The sequence below is a fragment of the Balneolaceae bacterium genome, assembly GCA_034521445.1.
GTDB lineage: Bacteria > Bacteroidota > Rhodothermia > Balneolales > Balneolaceae > JAXHMM01.
In genome coordinates this window covers 603,039-619,614 of the sequence record JAXHMM010000006.1, presented here as the reverse complement: position 1 = coordinate 619,614, position 16,576 = coordinate 603,039, and the positions used below count along the sequence as shown (strand labels likewise).

Here is a 16,576-nt window from a genome sequence, read left to right as displayed (position 1 = left end):
CTCTCGTCCATAATTAGCACCCGTTCCGTTCATCACGAGAGGTCAGCGGGTCCAGCTGGCCGGACAGCCGGGAGGAGACCCCCAGCAACAGCCGGCGCCAGTTGTAGCAGGGATTGCTCAAAAACCGGTAGAAAGCGTCCCGGCCGGACCCTTCCCGCTCCCCTCCGTCATGTCTCCAGATGGAAAGCTCGCTGAGGTGAGCCGCCAGCAACAGGCGACGCAATAGTCCTACGGCCGCGCCCCGTACTTTGCGTATGTTGGTAGATCTGAGCATCGAAGAGTCACAAAACGTTTGGGGCCAGGCAGATATCCACCGGCTGTTTTAAATAGAAAAAAAATTGATTCTTGTTATTCACGGATAAGCCCCTTTTCTGGTTGATTATTAGTAGTTTACAAGTCCCTTAAAAAAACCAAGGGGGACCTTATTCATTATAACCCCATGTGTTACAAAGATTAATATGCCCTTCGGGGCCACTTAAATATCCAATGCGAAAGTTGAGAATTATAAGCAGTATTAGACTGATAGCTGCACACGATATTGCTATAATTCTCACCATGACAGTATTGTTTATTTTATGCAATATATGTAAAAAAAAATAACATACAATAATAAGCGTGAAACTATGATTATCCATATTCTACCACTAGCCTGCATTTCTCACAAATGTTGGGAATAGGATATTCGCGGTCACATATCACAGGTTTTTTCATTCTTGCGTTGAGCGGGGGTGTCAGAGCGACTATTCGGGGTGCTATCCGGCTCCTCGCCTGAAGTTATTCCCCGTTTTGGGGCCTTTTCCGGCTCGCCGTCTCATAGCTCTCCCAGGGGGGGGATGTCGTACGGCTTCAGGAGGGGACGAAGTTGGCGCAGGTCAGCCCCGCGAGGGCTCCCACCCGCGGCGGATATTGCCGGCCACCTACCAAAAGTGTCCTTCCAGGGATATCCGCTTGAGAGCGCCAGATACACCCGTCGTACGCTCACCCGAAGCAGCGCGTCGATCTTCCCCAGCTCCGCGCGGATGGTCTGGGCCTGGGCGCGGGCCCACCTGGTACCGGCCAGCCCCACCCGGCGCAGCTCGGTGATCAGCCAGTAGGCCACCCCGGCCCACCACAGCCGAAGCTGGTTGGCGGCCATTGCCGCGCAGGAGGTGCGCCCCCCGAACAGTCCCAACTGATGCTCCTTGATGCGGTTCTCGGCTTCCCCGCGGGCGCAGTAGAGCTGCTCGTAGCACTCGGCCGCCGCCCACCGGCCTCCATGCAGGGAGGTGACCACAAAGCGGGGGTTGGGGTCGCCCTCACTGAGGGCCGCCTTACCGATCACCCGGCGGGGCCGCGACCAGGAGCGGCGGGTCTGGTAGGCAAACTCGTGGTAGACCCGCTCGGAGCGGCCCGTATGGGCCGACAGCCGCCCGGCCGCCTGCAGGTGAGGGGCAACGGCCTGCTTCAGGCGGCTGTTTCCCGCCAGTCCGAACACGTAGTCCACCCCGTGGGCCTCACACCAGCACATGAGCTCGTCGCCGGCAAAGCCCGAATCGGCCCGCAGGATGATCCGCACCCCCGGCCACGCCGCCCGAAGCTTGTCGGTGATCCGGGCCACCGCTTCGATGGTCTCTTCCGGATCTTGCCGGTCGGCCGGACGAAGATCGGCCCACAGCAGATGCTCCCCGGCAAAGATAAACAGCGGCAGGTAGCAGTAGTGGTCGTAGTAACCGTGGAAAAACCGGTCCTGCTGGTCCCCGTGCAAGGCCACGTCGCTGAGGTCCAGATCCAGGATCACCTCCGAGGGGGCCTCGCCCCGGTGGGCCGCCACATACCAGTCGGCAAACAACCCCTCAAAGGCCTCCTCGTCCAGGGACATCTTGTGGTACCGCTCGGGCTGCTCGGGCCCCCGGCCCACGCTGGTCTCCAGGCGATTGAGGGTACTCTTGCCCGCCACCGGCTGGGTCGCCGGGTCGGCTTTGCCGGCCAGCAGACTCCACATCCGATTGGCCCGCAGCCGGTCGTGGTCGATTAGGTCTTCATAGCCACAGGCGATCCCCAGCACCCGCTGGGCCAGCAGCTCCTTCAAGCTGTGGGTGGTATAGGACGGATCCCGCCGGTCGGTAAAACAGCTTGCCACATCAACGATCAGATTCGTCCGGGCCGCTACCTCCCGCAGCAGCAACCCGCCGCCGTCAGAGGTGATCTGACCACCCCCGAAGTCGGCCTCCACCGCCCGCCCGGATTGCCCTTGAAACTCGATCGGATCCTGCGTACACTGTGTTAGCATCAGATTCCTTCTTTTTGGTTCTAAGTTGTTGTCCACCAAAAGTATAAGGAATCTGGTGCTTTTTTTTGTGAGAAATGCAGGCTAGCATAGAACTCTGCCAGCTTAGGTTGCGAACTCAAAGGGAGCCTCCAGACCGGGGCTCCCCTTCTTTTTGGTACCACCTCCAGGCAAGGAGCATGGCGAATTCCATGCTGTGCACCCCTTCGTTGCAGGGCCTTCCCTACTCCGACCTGAGCGCCTCCACCGGGTTGACCGTCGCCGCCCGGATGGAGTTCCAGCTGATCGTCAGCCAGGATACGAGCACCACAAACAGCGAACCCACCGCAAACATCCACCAGGAGAGTTCAATACGGTAGGCGTAGTCGCCCAGCCAGCTGTCCATTAGGAACCATGAAGCCGGCAGGGCCACGGCCAGGGAAAGGAGGATCAGCTTGGTGAAATCCGAACCCAGCAACAGGACGATGTCCCAGATCGTGGCCCCGAGAGACTTGCGCACCCCGATCTCCTTGGTGCGCCGCTCAGCCGTGAACAGCGAGAGCCCGAAAAGTCCGAGACATGCCAGGAAAATGGCCACTCCAGAGAAGCCCAGTACGGCGCGGCTCAGGCTGTGCTCCTGACGATAGATCGCACCGAAGGTGTCGTCCAGGAAATAGTATCCGAAAGAGGCGGCCGGAATGACCCGGTTCCAGGCCTGCTCCAGCTCGTCGATGGTGGCGGCCAGGTCGCCCGGATCGATGCGCACAGAAATAAAATCCACGTTCAGGGGCTGGTTGATGAGCACAAAGGGCTGTATTGCCTCGTGCATGGACTGGTAGTGGAAGTCCTCCACCACACCCACGACCAGCCCCTCTTCGTTGAAGATCTGCCCCACCGCCTCTTCGGCTTCCATGCCCATCTCACGCACCGCGCTTCGGTTCAGAATCACCGCGTTGGTGTCAGCATCCGCACCGGTCCGAAAAAAGCGGCCGGCCGCGAGCTGGAGACCGTAGGTTTGGGGAAAGTCCCCCTCTACCGTGTAATACTCCCACCGGAACTCGTCCCCCCTGCCCTGCAGACGGAAGGTCCGCGTGTAGGTATAGGTGGCCAGCATAAGATGGGAGTTGCTGGTGACCGAACGCACACTGGCATTCTGCAGGTAGGTTTCTTTGAGTCGGTCAAAATTGGGAATGATGGCGTTGTCGCGGTGGATGGGGATAATGAGAATCTGTTCTTCGGCAAAGCCCAGTTCCGTCTGCTGCATATGCTGCAGCTGCTGGTAGATGACCAGGGTGCAGACGATGAGGGCGCCGCTGAGGGCAAACTGGGTGGTGATCAGCACCTTGCGCAGGCCTCCCCCGCCCAGGCGTCCCCCGAAATTGCCTTTAAGTACCGCACTGGGCGAGAAACGGGAGAGATATAGGGCGGGCCAGACACCCGCCAGCAGGATGAGCAGCAGCGACAGACCTGCCAGCAGGGCCAGGGGAATGGGCTGCATCAGCCAGGCGATCGCCCCTTCCATGCCACCGAATGAACCCAGCCAGGGCTGAATCACTTCCACGGCAAAGAGGGAGATGAGCAAAGCGCCCATCACCAGCAGGGTGGTCTCCATGAAATGCTGTCCCATGAGCTGTGCCCGCGAGCTTCCCATGGTCTTACGCAGGCCGACCTCCTTGACGCGTTTGCCCGCCTGCGCTGTGACCAGGTTGATGAAGTTAAAGCAGCCCAAAAGCAGGATAATAAGTCCCACGCCCATCACGGCATACACGTTGGCCCGGCTGCCGTTGACCGCCCACTCGCCCACGTCAAGGCGGGAGTTGAGATGGATGGAGGTGAGCGGCTGGGCCTGTACCTCGTAGGTGGACCCGGGCACCTCGAGCCGGTCGTTGAGCTGGCGGGAGGCCTCGGCCAGCACAGGTTCCAGGTCCGCCTCCGGTTCGGTCAGGATATAGGCAGGCACGAAGAGGTTTATCCAATCCTCGAAAAACTCCTGCGAGCGGGTCCCGCCCGCCCAGAAATCCTCCGCTGCCGTGCGGATATCGGCCACAAAATCGAAATGAAAATGGGAATATTCAGGAAAATCACGCATGACCGCCGAGACCTGCAGAGGAATGTCGGTCTCCCCGCGGAAGTGCAGTGTTCGGCCGATGGGATCATCCTCACCGAAATATTTCCGCGCCATGCTCTCGGAAATCACCACCGACCGGTAGTCGGCCAGCGGGTCCTCGGCCCTGCCCTGGACGATGGGAAAATCAAAGATATCGAAGAAGGACGCCTCCGCCCAGGCGAAATTCTCTTCATACCATGTCTCGTTGCTTTCGGGATTGCTCAGCGGCATGGCCCGTCGGTACTCCCAGACCCGTGCGAAATCGCGTACCGCCGGGAAGCGTTCGGCCAGGTGTGCCGCCAGAGGAAGAGGGACAAATCCCACCGTGCGTTCGGCCTGCTGGTTCACGCTGTGGGTAGTCAGGCGGTAGATTTGGTCCGCCTCCTGGTGAAAGCGGTCGTACCGGAACTCCTTCCAGGCGTAGAAGCCAATCAGCAGTACGCAGGTAATGGCAATGGCCAGGCTCGCAATGGAGAGGGCCGTAAAACTGCGGTTCTTCACAAAGTTACGGAAGGCAATCTTGAGATAATTGGCAAACATGGGTCATGGAGGTAAGGTTGCAGGTAGGTCCGGTAAGGAATCAATAATCGTACCAGAGTACCCTGACGGACCTTAATGAGGTCCAGGTAGTTTCAGGCCGGAATCGACTATCTCCATATTGTCCGCCTGCGGTACAGGGGGTGTACGCTGGCGTACAGAGAATCCTTCCTTCAGATCCACAAAGATACGGCTGGGGCCGCCCTCCTCCCGTTTTAATTACTCCCCCAAAATTCGTAGTCTGTAGGATTCAGGGATCAACGACAATCTAAGGAACTCCGACATGGGATCACTTAAACGCCTCAGCCTTTTCTGCCTCATATTCATTCTTGCGGCAGGCACCGCCCTCGCCCAGGATCAGCAGAAACAGAAACTCGAGCCCGAAGACTATGCCAAGTGGCAGCGCATTTTCGGGAGCGGCCTCTCACCCGACGGCGAGTGGTTCTACTACAGCGTGGTGCCGGTGGACGAGGACGGCTGGCTGACGCTCAAGGAAGTGGGTTCGGACTCCACCGGCGAGCACAAATTCATGCACGGCACCGACCCCTCCTTTTCGGACGACAATCGCTGGTTCGCCTTCCGCATCGGGGTTTCGGAGAAAGAGGAGGAGCGCCTGGAGGAGCAGGACAGGCAGGTGCGCTTCAAGCTGGGCATCATGGACCTGGGCACCATGGAGGTGGACACCCTCTCCAACATTCAGGGCTACACCTTCAATGAGAGCGGCTCCCACATGGTCATGCGCAAGTATCCGCCCCAGGGCAACGAGGGCGGGAACCCCGGCATCCTGGTGCGTGACATGGCCACTGGTACCGTTATGCCCTATGGCAACGTGACCGACTACGCCTTCAACGAGGAGGGCACCCACCTGGCCCTGACCATCGAGGCACCTGACAAGCTGGGCAACGGCGTACACCTGGTGAACCTCGGCCAGAACCGCACCCGCGTGCTCGACAGCGACACCACTACCTACAAGCACCTGACCTGGGCCGAGGAGGAGAACCACCTGGCCTTCATGAAGGAGGCAAAAACGGAGGGTTATGACGATCCCACACACGTCATTCACACCTTCAGGGACGTCACCTCCGGCGACCCTGAGCACCGGAGCTACGATCACCGGGGAGACGGGGATTTTCCGGCCGATTTTCGCATCGTGGACTTCCGCTCCCTGGAGTGGGCCGAGCACAACGAGACGGTTTTCTTCGGCATCAAGCCCTGGGAGATGAGCGAAGAGGCCTCAAGCGACAGCGCGGCGGCCGACACGGCAGCGGCTGGCCAGAAGCTGGACGAGGACCTGCCTCCCTCCAACGTGCAGGTCTGGCACTGGCAGGACGATCCCATCCAGCCCCGCCAGGAGCTGATGGCCAACTCCGAGCAGCGCTCCAACTTCCTCTCGGCCTGGCACCTTGAGGACAGCCGCTTCGTACAGCTGGCGGACAGCGCAGTGGAGAGCGTCTCGCTGACCGGCGACGACCGCCACGCCATCGGACTGGACCCCACGCCCTATGAGCCACAGTTCGAGGAGACCTGGAACGACATCTACCTCATCGACCTGCAGACGGGCGAGCGCGAACTGCTGATGGAACAGCGCGAGTATGTGCAATCCAGTCCGGGAGGCAACTATCTGTACTGGTTTTATGCGGGCGACTGGCGCACCTACGACATCGACTCCGGGGAGGTGACCAACATCACTGCCGGCATCGATACCCGTTTCGAGAATTTCGTTTCGGTCAACGGGCGGCAGCATCCCGGTCCCTGGGGCAGCGGCCAGTGGGGCGAGGACGATGAGTGGCTGCTGCTCTACGACCAGTACGATGTCTGGCGCGTCTCTCCCGACGGGGAGGAGACCGTGCGCCTGACCGACGGGACCGCCCAGCGTATCGAGTACCGCCAAACACGCCTCGACTACGAGGACGATTACCTGTCGGACGACGAAACCATCTGGCTCTCCAAATACGGCCGCTACACCAAGGACCGCGGCTACGCGCGTCTGAATGGCGGCGACGTGGAGGAGCTCATCTACCAGCCCATGCAGATCGGCCAGCTTTCCAAAGCCGACGACGCCGAGCGCTACGTGTACAGGAAGGAAGCGGCGGACGACTCGCCCGACTTCTTCGCCACCGGAAGGGACTTTGAAGAGGGCACCCAGCTCACCAACACCAATCCCTTCCAGGATAACTATCACTGGGCGGACGACGAGCTGATCACCTTTGTGAACCAGCGCGGAGACACCCTTCAGGGGCGCCTCCTCTACCCCGCCAACTACCAGCCGGGGCAGCAGTACCCGATGATCACCTACATCTACGAGCTGCGTTCGCAAAGCACCCACAGCTACAGCACGCCCTCACGCACCAGTCCCTACAACATGCGCCGCTACAGCTCAGAGGGCTACTTCGTCTTCGAGCCGGACATCAACTATGAGCTGCGGGATCCCGGCGTCTCCGCCGTGGAGAGCGTGGTGCCTGCCGTGCGTAAGGTCATCGAGACCGGCATGATCAAGGAAGACCAGATAGGCCTGACGGGCCACTCCTGGGGCGCCTACCAGACGTCGTTTATTGTGACGCAGACCGACCTGTTCAACTCGGCCGTGGCCGGGGCGCCGCTGACCAACATGGTGAGCATGTACAACTCCATCTACTGGAATTCCGGCACGCCCGACGCGCAGATCTTCGAGACCAGCCAGGGACGATTCCCGGATCCCTGGTGGATGGACTGGGACAAGTACATTGAGAACTCTCCCATATTCCAGGCCGAAAATCTGGACACGCCCCTCCTGGTGGAGTTCGGCACCGACGACGGAGCGGTGGACTTCAACCAGGGCGTGGAGCTCTACAACACCCTGCGACGCATGCAGAAGACCTACGTGATGCTTGTCTACGAGGGCGAGAACCACGGGCTTGCCCGCGAGGAGAATCAGATCGACTACGCCACCCGCGCCTTCCAGTGGCACGAGCACTTCCTGAAGGGCGAGCCGGCCCCCGACTGGATAACAGAAGGCCTGCCCTGGATCAAGCGTCCCGAAGTACTGGAAGAGGAAAATAGCGGGGGACGCTGAACTATCCCTCATCCATCATGCGGTCCGCATTCCGGCGGGCCGCACGGGCCGGCAGGTAGTCGATTAGGAAGAGCACCAGACTCATGGTCGCCAAGAAGAGCAGGGCGATGAGCAGTCCGCCCCCGATTTTCTCCAGGGCTCCCTCGAACCACGAAGAGGCCTCCGGGGCGATTTCAGGCAGCACCAGGGTGCAGAAGGCGCCGAACAGCAGAGCGGCCGTCCCATACACCTTCAGATAGCGTTTCCAGCCCATCCGATCCCACGCAAGCTGGGGTTCCACGGCCACACCCTCGCCCGCGGTCCGGACCAGCACGTAGGCATAGGCCCCGATGAGTACAATACCCGCGTCCCAGTAGTGCCACATCGGTATATCGAAGAGAAAGGGTTTCACGACGAGGCCGAGAAAAATGTAAAAGGCCAGGATGGTGAAGGCATGCGCGTAGTACCGGTCCGTGACGGCCCGCGTGCGTTCGTCTCCCGTGACAGGCTGCGTATTTGATGCGTTCTTCTTGGTCATGGTGGATTCCTAAGCTTGGGCCAAGTGGATGGACCGATGGACTATACCGCCGAATCCCAGAACAGATCGTCCAGCGTCCGGTCCAGCTCCCGGCATATGGCCACGCAGAGGTTCAGCGTGGGATTGTAGTTGCCGGATTCGATCAGTCCGATGGTCTGACGGGTGACCCCCACACACTCTGCGAGCTCCTCCTGGGTGAGATCCTTCTCCATTCTGGCCGTTTTCAGGTTGATGTTTTTCATAGCATTGATGGCTGTTCCAGAAAGAATGTAATATATATCATACACTATGACAAGTATATATTGCATTCTATAGAACGCTCCCCATCCGAAGCTACCATTCCTATTCCGCCCCGCAGCGCTTATTATTAGTGCAGCCGCGGTGACGCCGGACAACAGGTGACGCCCTGGAATCATCCCAAACCCATATTTTCGCACCGATGCCTTTTTTCAGAATGCTGCGCCGCTGGTGGGTGCGTCGAGGTCCCATCCCTCCCGAGTGGGAAGAGATTTTGGAGCGGCGTGCCGCCTTCTACCGCTACCTGCCCCAGGCCACCCGGCGCAAGCTGCACCGGCGCATTCAGGTTTTCATGGGAGAGAAGATTTTCGAGGGCTGTGGGGGACTGGAGCTGCGCGAGGAGATGCGCGTGATCATCGCCGCCTACGCCTGCATGCTCATCCTGGAGGAGCCGTCGGACTACTACCCGGCTCTGAAGGCCATCCTGGTCTACCCGGACGAGTACGTGGCCCCCGTGCACTACGAGGACTACGGCGGAATCGTCACCGAAGGCTACGAGGAGCGCTCCGGGGAGTCGTGGAATCCCGGCAATATCGTGCTCTCCTGGCGGGACATCGAACTCGACCTGGAGCGGCCTTTCGAGAGACGCAATCTGATCTACCACGAGTTTGCCCACCAGATGGATTTCCGCTACGGTATCTCCGCGGGCATCTCATGGGAGGGCGACACCGACTCGGAGAACGCATGGACGCAGGCGCTGGCGCGCACCTACCGCCGGCTGATCAAAAAATCGGAGCGCGGGGCACGCGATGTGCTGGACCTCTACGGGGCCACCAACCCGGCGGAGTGCTTCTCGGTGGCTACGGAGGCCTTCATGGAGAACCCCCACGCGCTGAAGCGCCGCGACCCGGAACTCTACACCCAGCTCCGCGCCCTCTACGGACTGGACCCGGCCACCTTTCTGCCGGTCTAGCTAGGGCAGCCCATATACACGTACGGTCCTTTCCAGCTTCGCCCCTGGCCTGTGGAGAAACCGCACGTGTATGACATGTCATTCACCGAATAGTTCATAATATTGCATGCATATATGATATTACCTGTTGTATTGTTATTCATACATAAAGTAAATATTTGAATATTATGAATGATATATCATCCAAATCCTGGCAATCCATGAGCGACATGGCGCTCATTCAGCAGATCGGATCCTACATCAAGCACCATCGCCTGCAGCAGAACAGAACCCAGCATGAGGTCGCAAAAGCAGCCGGGATCAGCCGTTCCACCCTGAGCCTGCTGGAACGAGGTGAGGCGGTAACCCTGCTCACCTTCATACAGATCATCCGGGTGTTGGACCTGCTGCACCTGATGGATGCCTTCGAAGTAAGCCAGCGCCCAAGTCCCATTGAGCTGGCCAAGCAAGAACGCAGGAAGCGCCAGCGGGCGAGGCACGTGGGGAAGAACGACAACTCCGCCGGGGAAGAAGCATGATCACCACGGCTTTTGTACATATCTGGGGCGAAACCGTGGGTGCCGTAGCCTGGGACTCGGACAGGGAGCTCGCAAGCTTCGAGTACAATAACGCATTCCTGCAGAGGGGATGGGAGCTGGCACCCCTGAAAATGCCCCTGTCCGCCGGCCAAACCATCTTTGATTTTCCCCGGCTCCGGAAGAAAAGGGAAAGAGAGCTGGATGCCTTTCGCGGCCTGCCCGGGCTGCTGGCCGACAGCCTCCCGGACCAGTACGGGAATCAGCTTATCGACAGATGGCTGGCCCGGCAGGGTCGTCCCCCGGACAGCATGAACCCGGTCGAAAAGCTCTGCTTTATAGGGAAACGGGGCATGGGAGCGCTGGAATTCGAACCCGCCTACTTTGAGCGTGATCCTGGCAGCACCGGCATCGAGATTGAGAGCCTGGTGGAGATGGCCCGGACCATGCTTTCCAGGAGGGCCGATTTCAGCACCAATCTGGACAAGGATGACCAGGCCATGAAGCAAATACTGCGGGTGGGCACCTCGGCAGGAGGAGCGCGTCCCAAGGCGGTCATTGCCTACAACCGGCGGACCAGCGAGGTGCGTTCGGGACAGGCGAAGGCCCCGGAAGAATTCGAACACTGGATCATCAAGCTGGATGGCGTAAGCGAGGTTCAGCTCGGGGAAACCACGGGCTACGGCCGCGTCGAAATGGCCTACTACCGCATGGCCATCGACTGTGGTATAGATATGATGCACTCGAAGCTACTGGAAGAAAACGGCCGGGCGCACTTCATGACCAGGCGCTTCGACCGGGAAGACGACGGCACCAAACATCATATCCAGACGCTCTGCGCCATGAAGCACTTCGATTACAACGACGTGCAAAGCTACAGCTACGAGCAGCTCTTCCAGACCATGCGGGAACTGAAACTGGACTACCCCTCCTCCGAACAGATGTTTCGGCGGATGGTCTTCAACGTACTGGCCCGGAATTGCGACGACCATACCAAGAACTTCGCGTTCCGCCTGCAAAAGGACGGAAAGTGGGAACTGGCCCCGGCCTACGATCTGTGCCATGCCTACCGGCCCGGCAGTGAATGGGTCAGCCAGCATGCGTTGAGCATCAACGGTGCAAGGAAAGATATCCAGCGCAAGGATCTTCTGGCTGTCGCAGATACCATCAACATCCGCAAGGCGCCTGCCATCATCGACCAGATCAACGGCATGGTGGGCAAGTGGCCCCGATACGCCGAACAGGCAGGTGTAGATCCCGGACTGCGTGATGCCATCTCCGAGACACTGATCAACCTCCCCTGACGCACGGTGATGCTTTCAAGGCTAATTCCCCGGGAAGGCCACCACGCTCTCATGGCCGTCCTCGCCCACGGCGGCAACGCCGAAGAGCCAGTTGTCGATGACCACGTTCTCGAGGGTGTACTCACTCACGTCACCCACGTAGCGGGCGTTGTCCCAGGTCGGGGAGGTGGTGCGCCGCCAGTAGATCTTGTAACCCTTGACCAGGTCGCTGTCCGGGGTCTCCCAGCTCAGCGTGGTGGAGGGCTGCACGGCCCCGTCGATGTCCACTTCCTGCGGCTGGGGCGGCGCCCAGGCCAGGTTGGCGAGGGCCACGGCGTTCACGGCCGTCATCTTGGCGGCGTAGTCGAAGTCCACCTTGTCGATGGTGTCGCCGTAGCGGATGCCGTCTTCGGTGCGGATATCCTGGTGCTGCCAGTTGTAGTTTTCGTGGGCCTCCATGATGCGCACCCCGGCGAAGCCAGCATTGTTAAAGGGCGTATGGTGTCCCCCGCGCCCGAATCGGTCGAGGCGGTAGATCATCAGCGGATCCATCTCGGGCATGTAGAGGCGGGTGGTCTCGTAGATGTAGCGGGCCAGCTGCCGTGAGATGCCGTCGTTCTCCCCGCCGTAGAAACGCATGCTCTGCAGCTCGCGCTGGGAGGTGTTCTGGCTGAAGGGTTCCGAAAAAATACGGAACTGGCGGTTGTCGACGATGCCGTCGATGCCGCGGATGTTGCCGATCATGTCGTTGTTGAGTACACCAAAGATCTCCCAGCCCTCCTCTTGGGCCATCTCAGCCATGTGTTCGCCCCCATAGAGGCCCTGCTCCTCACCGGAAAGCCCGGCAAAGATGATGCTGTTCTCGAACTCGTACTGCGAGAGCACGCGCGCCGCCTCGATAGCGCCCGCCATGCCGGAGGCGTTGTCGTTGGCGCCCGGAGCGTCGATGGTCGAGTTGCTGTTGTCAGAGGCACGGCTGTCGATATCCCCGCTCATAATCACGTAGCGGTTGGGATGGGTGTTGCCGCGCAGCACCGCGTAGATGTTCACCACCCAGGTGTCCTCGGCTATACGGCTGTCAGGATCACCTTCCACCAGGGTGCGCTGCTCACGCACCTCCAGGCAGCCCCCGCAGGCCTGGCTGATGGCCTCGAACTCGCTCTTGATCCACCGGCGGGCGGCGCCGATGCCGCGGGTGTCGGAGGTGGTGTCGGACATGGTGTGACGCGTGCCAAATCCGGCGAGGGTGCGGATGTCCGACTCGAGCCGGTCCGCGCTTACCGCGTCGATGATGTTGTAGATTTCAGGATCGATGCTCAGATCCTGGGCCTGGAGCGGGGTCAGGTTGCAGGCAGCAAGTATGAGCACGGTAAGGGGAAGAGCGAGTAAGCGTTTCATGGATGTGTATTCTCGGATTCGTTTTATCGGTTAGGAGCGGGGTCGGTAACCCGGTAGCCACAAGGTGAAACATTGCCGTCAAATCCGCAAGCGGCCATCCACCCTATAGCGACTAGATCCCGTCAAATAAGATGCGAACTGCCTATTCCGCGCACGTCAGCTTTTTCAAAGACCACCCTGAAGCGCGTCCCCGGATCCAAAGATTCGTAGTGGTATTCCGCTTCAAGCTGCTGGGCCAGGGTTTGGATCAGCCGCATACCGAGGGACTCGGCCTGCGCACTGCTGTCGAAATCATCGGGCAGTCCCTTGCCGCTGTCCTCTATGCGCAACGATATCCTTTGCCCCCTTTCAAGCAGCGCGATCTCCATTCTTCCCTCTTGCCCCCCATCAAAGGCATGTTTGATGACATTGGTCACCACTTCGTTCACCATCAGGGAGCAGGGTATGGCCTGATTGATATTCATCACAACCGGTTCCAGGTCGTACAGCACGTCAATTTCCGCATCCCGGTGAAAGGATCCCACGATATTTGACACAAGCTTGCGAATATTTTCCGCCAGGTTCAGCCGGGAATAGCTCTTGGAACGGTACAATAGATCGTGAATCGAGGCCATGGCCTGTATGCGGGATACGCTGTCGAGCAATTTTTCGCCCAGGGCGCTGTCTTCCTCGCCGAAGGCCTGAAGCTGCATCATCCCGGAAACGACCGCCAGGTTGTTTTTCACCCGGTGGTGAATCTCCATCAGGAGCGTTTCCTTTTCGTCGTTGGAGCGTGCCAGTTTCTCCGCATGTTCCTCCAGCTCCCTGTTGAGATCTTTCAGGGATTCCTCCTGGCGCTTCTGGGTTGAGAGGTCCGTCATCGCGCCCACCACACGGATCACGCTTCCCTCCTCATCCCGGATGAACGTAGCGCGGTCCATCACGTAGGCATAACTTCGGTCCACCCTCCGGAAACGGTACTCCTCATACCACTCGGTGCCCTTGTCCGACTGCATGTATTGTTCAATTCTGCGGGTGATCCGCTCGCGGTCTTCCGGGTGAATCAGCTCCAGCAAAAATTCCAGGCTGGGATCCGTTTGCTCCAGGTCGTAGCCAAAAAGCGTCTCAAATCCCCGTCCCCAGAAAAGCTCGCCCTGCTCCACGTCATAGTCCCATATGGCGTCGTTGGTCGCCTCGGTCACTTTCTCAAAACGCTCGTTGACCCTTTTGATCCTCTCCTCGTTTCTCTTTCGCTCGGTGACATCCCGGAAATAGACCGACAGTCCCGTACTTGAAGGATAGGCGCTGACCTCGAACCACTTCTCCAGCGCAGGATAGAATTCTTCAAAGTGAACAGTCACCTGCTCCCGCACCGCCCGGTGATACTCGGTATAGAAATCCAGATCCACGGCGTCTTCATATTCCGTCCACAGGTGCTTGCCGAGGATCTCCTCCTTCGGCTTCTGCAACACCCTTTCCGCCTCCCTGTTCCAGTAGGTGACATTCCACTCCTCGTCCACGGCGAAAAAGGCATCCCCTATACGCTCCAGCGTTTGTGCGGCCCGCTGCTCCGCCTCCCGAAGTGCGGTTATATCTCTGCCGAAGGAGAATACGAATCCCTCCCTGTTGTACACTTCAGACGAACTCCATGAAATCCAGCGGTATTCGCCGCTACGCGTCCTCCACCGGTTTACAAAGTTCCGGGCTTTCCGCTCGCCGGTAATGGTCTCCTTAAATTCCTCCCGGCTTTTCTCCAGGTCTTCCGGATGCACGAATTCTTCGTAGGGCCGGGAGGTGATCTCCTCCTCGGAATAACCCAGCATTTCGCAAAAGGCGGGATTGACGCGAACAAAGTGCTTGTCGGGCGCAACAATAGCGATGATGTCGGGAGCGCTCTCAAACAACAACTGCATCTCCTCCTCCTGCTGCTTGCGCCTGATTTCCGCTCCGAGGACATCCTGCAGCGCCTCGTATTTGCGGACATCCCTGGCGAACCGCTCCCGGGCGCCGGCCAGAAGAAGTACGCCCAGGGGCTTGTCGTTGTGGCGGACCGGCACGCCCAGAGCAGACTCAAGTCCGGCTTCAGCTGCTGCACTTCTTCTCACGAAATCAGAGCGGCTGGAGATGTTCTCCCAATACCGGGACGCGTTCGACTTCCAGACCATGCCGGGAAGCCCCTCCCCCTTTTCGAAACGGTTTACCGAGCGACTCGCATGTAAAAATATTTCTCCCTTATCTCCCCTGCTGACCGACGAACCAAGCTGGATGTAGGAATCACGCGTATCCACCAGCCAGAGCTCGGCCCTGCTGAAACGGCCGTAGCCGGCCAGGTAGCGAAGCACCCGATCCAGGATGTCATTGAGATTTTCCGCGGCTTTGAAATACCGCGACACATTCTGCTGCAGGCGCTGCCGCACCTCGATCTCCTTGCGTTCGGTGATGTCGGTGAGGGATCCTACGATAGCGACGGTCTCGCCGTTCTCAACGATGGGGGCTTCGTTAACCTGCACCCAGATCACCTCTCCGTCTGCCTTCTCGAGCTGCAGCTCAAAGGGCGGCTGCGGTTCGCCCGTATCGATGGCGCGCTGGGTATGCGCAAATCCCTTCTCGTTAATGGGATGTCCGGTAACGAATTCCGTCCACCGCCGCTTTGCCTCCTCCGGCGGGTAGCCCAGGAACTCCTCAGACTGGGGACTGACGTAGGTGAGACGGTGATCGGGGTCGTGACGGTAGAACATGTTGGTACTGTGCTCCACCATGTCACGCATCTTCTCCTCCACCAGCTTTCGCTCCGTGATGTCCTGCGTGCTGCCGTAAATGCGTACACACTTCCCGTCCCGGATAACCGTATCTCCCACCGTCCGTACCCAGCGCTCGTTACCCCGGGCCGTCACAAGCTTGGCTTCGACGTCGAAAGGCGTCCCGTTTTCAATCGCCTGTTCCACCGCCCGTCGCACCGTTTCACGGTTCGTCCCCTCCTTGTAGAACTCCAGGGCGGATTCCAGCTCCGGCTCGTATTCGGGACCCACTTCGTGCAGCTTCCGTATCATATCGGACCAGAAGAGCCGGTCGTTCACCAGGTCGAGTTCCCAATGCCCGATATCCGCAATATCGTAGGCCTTGTCACGCTGGCGCTCTGCCCGCCTTTGGTTCCTGCGCCGCAGCAGTTCCCGCCGAACGGCCGGGGCCAGCCTTGTGAGGTTCTCCTTCTCCACGCAATCGGCGGCACCCTGACACATGGCTTCGGCCGCATCCGTGCCAATGCGATCCATGATGCAGATAACGGGCAGGCGTGAGAAATCACCCTGAAACTGACGCAGGAATCCCTCCTCCCCCGGATCCGCGTAGGTGCCGCCGGCGATGACCAGGTCGGGTTTGACCTTTTCCAGACGCCCGGACAGCGCTTCGGACCCCGACGAACGCACGATCTGCAGGCTCAGCTCCAGCTTTTCCAGCTCGAGGCGTATCCGCTCTGCCTCCTCGTCGTCAATCTCCAGGAACAGTATTCGATACTCTTTGCCCATTTAGCGGCTGTTGGTGTCCATAAGATGGGGTATGCCGAATGCGGGCAGGAGAAGATAACTTTTCATAATTGCACCCGGTTTGGTTTATTAATAGTCAAGAATTCGCAACGATGGATACCTGATGGTACGAAAAGTGAGGATCTCCGCTTCGTGTGAAGCTAGTTTAAGACGATGGTCATTGCAAATATGACGCATAATAATCGATCAAC

General features: G+C 59.2%; 10 protein-coding genes and 1 pseudogene. 4 read left to right on the top strand and 7 right to left on the bottom strand.

Annotated features, from left to right (window positions below; genetic code table 11):
* Positions 1 to 13 precede the first annotated feature (13 nt).
* The 3 genes and pseudogenes from U5K31_10180 to U5K31_10170 form a co-directional block, all read right to left on the bottom strand.
* Complete coding sequence (locus U5K31_10180) at positions 14 to 274, bottom strand: hypothetical protein (GenBank protein MDZ7773087.1); 261 nt, start codon at positions 272 to 274, stop codon at positions 14 to 16.
* 648 nt (positions 275 to 922) lie between these two features.
* Positions 923 to 2,269: pseudogene (locus tag U5K31_10175) on the bottom strand (IS1380 family transposase).
* A 220-nt stretch (positions 2,270 to 2,489) separates the two neighbouring features.
* Positions 2,490 to 4,892 carry an ABC transporter permease gene (locus tag U5K31_10170; protein MDZ7773086.1) on the bottom strand — a complete coding sequence of 801 codons (2,403 nt, stop codon included), beginning with the start codon at positions 4,890 to 4,892 and terminating at the stop codon, positions 2,490 to 2,492.
* A gap of 280 nt (positions 4,893 to 5,172) precedes the next feature.
* Here U5K31_10170 and U5K31_10165 point away from each other — a divergent pair, with 280 nt between their 5' ends.
* A complete protein-coding gene (locus U5K31_10165; GenBank protein MDZ7773085.1) occupies positions 5,173 to 7,941 on the top strand; it encodes a prolyl oligopeptidase family serine peptidase in 2,769 nt (922 codons plus the stop codon).
* Position 7,942: 1 nt separating this feature from the next.
* Here the strand turns inward: U5K31_10165 and U5K31_10160 are convergent, their stop codons facing one another.
* Both U5K31_10160 and U5K31_10155 read right to left on the bottom strand, forming a co-directional pair.
* The gene (locus tag U5K31_10160; GenBank protein ID MDZ7773084.1) at positions 7,943 to 8,458 is read right to left on the bottom strand and encodes a DUF6773 family protein; all 516 of its coding nucleotides are present in this window, start codon (positions 8,456 to 8,458) and stop codon (positions 7,943 to 7,945) included.
* Positions 8,459 to 8,499: 41 nt separating this feature from the next.
* Positions 8,500 to 8,700: a helix-turn-helix transcriptional regulator gene (locus tag U5K31_10155; protein MDZ7773083.1), complete on the bottom strand. Its 201-nt coding sequence runs from the start codon at positions 8,698 to 8,700 to the stop codon at positions 8,500 to 8,502.
* Positions 8,701 to 8,897: 197 nt separating this feature from the next.
* On the opposite strand from U5K31_10155, the gene U5K31_10150 reads away from it, so the two are divergent.
* The 3 genes from U5K31_10150 to U5K31_10140 all read left to right on the top strand — a co-directional run bounded on the left by U5K31_10150 (position 8,898) and on the right by U5K31_10140 (position 11,487).
* A complete protein-coding gene (locus U5K31_10150; protein MDZ7773082.1) occupies positions 8,898 to 9,668 on the top strand; it encodes a M90 family metallopeptidase in 771 nt (256 codons plus the stop codon).
* A gap of 200 nt (positions 9,669 to 9,868) precedes the next feature.
* Entirely contained in the window at positions 9,869 to 10,186 is a 318-nt protein-coding gene (locus U5K31_10145; GenBank protein MDZ7773081.1) for a helix-turn-helix transcriptional regulator, read from the top strand.
* The gene (locus U5K31_10140; GenBank protein MDZ7773080.1) at positions 10,183 to 11,487 is read left to right on the top strand and encodes a type II toxin-antitoxin system HipA family toxin; all 1,305 of its coding nucleotides are present in this window, start codon (positions 10,183 to 10,185) and stop codon (positions 11,485 to 11,487) included. Before U5K31_10145 ends, U5K31_10140 begins: the two co-directional genes overlap by 4 nt.
* A 21-nt stretch (positions 11,488 to 11,508) precedes the next feature.
* On the opposite strand, the gene U5K31_10135 is transcribed toward U5K31_10140, so the two are convergent.
* Positions 11,509 to 12,864: a M28 family peptidase gene (locus tag U5K31_10135; GenBank protein MDZ7773079.1), complete on the bottom strand. Its 1,356-nt coding sequence runs from the start codon at positions 12,862 to 12,864 to the stop codon at positions 11,509 to 11,511.
* 122 nt (positions 12,865 to 12,986) lie between these two features.
* On the bottom strand, positions 12,987 to 16,367 hold the full coding sequence (locus U5K31_10130; GenBank protein MDZ7773078.1) for a PAS domain S-box protein: 3,381 nt from the start codon (positions 16,365 to 16,367) through the stop codon (positions 12,987 to 12,989).
* Positions 16,368 to 16,576 lie beyond the last annotated feature (209 nt).

Excerpts from the sequence above, each read along its gene's own strand:
- U5K31_10180 (MDZ7773087.1), bottom strand. The coding sequence starts at position 274 with ATGCTCAGATCTACCAACATACGCAAAGTACGGGGCGCGGCCGTAGGA.
- U5K31_10145 (MDZ7773081.1), top strand. The coding sequence starts at position 9,869 with ATGAGCGACATGGCGCTCATTCAGCAGATCGGATCCTACATCAAGCAC.
- U5K31_10140 (MDZ7773080.1), top strand. The coding sequence starts at position 10,183 with ATGATCACCACGGCTTTTGTACATATCTGGGGCGAAACCGTGGGTGCC.
- U5K31_10170 (MDZ7773086.1), bottom strand. The coding sequence starts at position 4,892 with ATGTTTGCCAATTATCTCAAGATTGCCTTCCGTAACTTTGTGAAGAAC.
- U5K31_10130 (MDZ7773078.1), bottom strand. The coding sequence starts at position 16,367 with ATGGGCAAAGAGTATCGAATACTGTTCCTGGAGATTGACGACGAGGAG.
- U5K31_10135 (MDZ7773079.1), bottom strand. The coding sequence starts at position 12,864 with ATGAAACGCTTACTCGCTCTTCCCCTTACCGTGCTCATACTTGCTGCC.
- U5K31_10155 (MDZ7773083.1), bottom strand. The coding sequence starts at position 8,700 with ATGAAAAACATCAACCTGAAAACGGCCAGAATGGAGAAGGATCTCACC.
- U5K31_10150 (MDZ7773082.1), top strand. The coding sequence starts at position 8,898 with ATGCCTTTTTTCAGAATGCTGCGCCGCTGGTGGGTGCGTCGAGGTCCC.
- U5K31_10160 (MDZ7773084.1), bottom strand. The coding sequence starts at position 8,458 with ATGACCAAGAAGAACGCATCAAATACGCAGCCTGTCACGGGAGACGAA.
- U5K31_10165 (MDZ7773085.1), top strand. The coding sequence starts at position 5,173 with ATGGGATCACTTAAACGCCTCAGCCTTTTCTGCCTCATATTCATTCTT.